The following is a 990-nucleotide window of genomic DNA, read 5'->3' on the forward strand; positions in this document are numbered from 1 at the left end:
GCGACATACGCGCTCTCGTTTATGCCGAGCGCAACGACCGCGTACCAGAACGCATCGCGCAGCAACGGCGATGCCCAGCTATCACGCATCCATTCGCGCGGGACGATCTGGCCGAAGCCGTAGTACAGCAAATACATCTGCACGAGTAGCGGCGTCCCGCGAATCAGGATGATCCAGCCGCGTGCGGACCATCGGCACGGCGCATTGTGCGCGGTCGCGGCCAGCGCGAGCGGCACACCAAGCAGCACGCTCGCGAAACCGGACAGCAGCGTCAACGCAATGGTGATCGGCACGGCCGCGAGCAGTTTGGGCATCACGACGTCGAACAGGAAAGGCATCGAAAACGTCATTGTGTCCCCCGCGCGACGCCGCGATTCGCATGCCATTCGAGCGCGGCGAACACCCCCATCGACATCGCACTCAACAACAGAAACAACACGGCCGTCACTACATAGAAAAACACGTAATGCCGGGTCGCACCGGCAGCGAGCTGGCTGACCTTCAAAAGATCCGAAAACGAGCCGAGCACGCTGATGAAGGACGCATCCTTGGTCGCGTTCAGCCAGACATTTCCGACGCCCGGCAATGCAAGGCGTGCAGCGATCGGCAACCGAATGCGGACGAGTGTCTGCAGCGGCGTCATCCCGTACGCGTGCGCGGCCTCGATCTGCCCGGCCGGCACGTTGACGAGCGCAGCGCGGAAGATGTCGGTCAGGTACGCTCCCTGGATGAAGCCGAGCGAGACCGCCGCGACGGGGAACGCATCAAACGCGAAGCCATCCGGCACGAGGCTGGTGCGGTGCAGCGCGGCCTCGAGTGCCGGCGCCGCAACATAGAACGCAATCAGCAGGCACAGCAGTTCCGGCAGCGCGCGTACGAGTGTCGTATAGAGCCGGCCCAGCCATTCCAGCGGCGCGTATTCCGATAGCTTCGCGAGCGCGCCCGTGAGGCCGAGCAGCGTACCGATGGCGAACGATGACGCCGCAACGC

The 990-nt window shown here is 63.9% G+C and carries 2 protein-coding genes; both read right to left on the reverse strand.

The features are described 5' to 3' along the window. Positions 1–350, reverse strand: a 350-nt coding sequence (locus DID96_RS37810; protein ID WP_148094540.1) for an ABC transporter permease subunit, incomplete at its 3' end; no start/stop codon positions are given. Then, positions 347–990, reverse strand: a 644-nt coding sequence (locus DID96_RS37815) for an ABC transporter permease (RefSeq protein ID WP_124604408.1), incomplete at its 5' end; no start/stop codon positions are given. The genes DID96_RS37815 and DID96_RS37810, both read right to left, overlap by 4 nt.

This window comes from Burkholderia sp. Bp8963 (assembly GCF_003854275.1).
Lineage (GTDB): Bacteria > Pseudomonadota > Gammaproteobacteria > Burkholderiales > Burkholderiaceae > Burkholderia.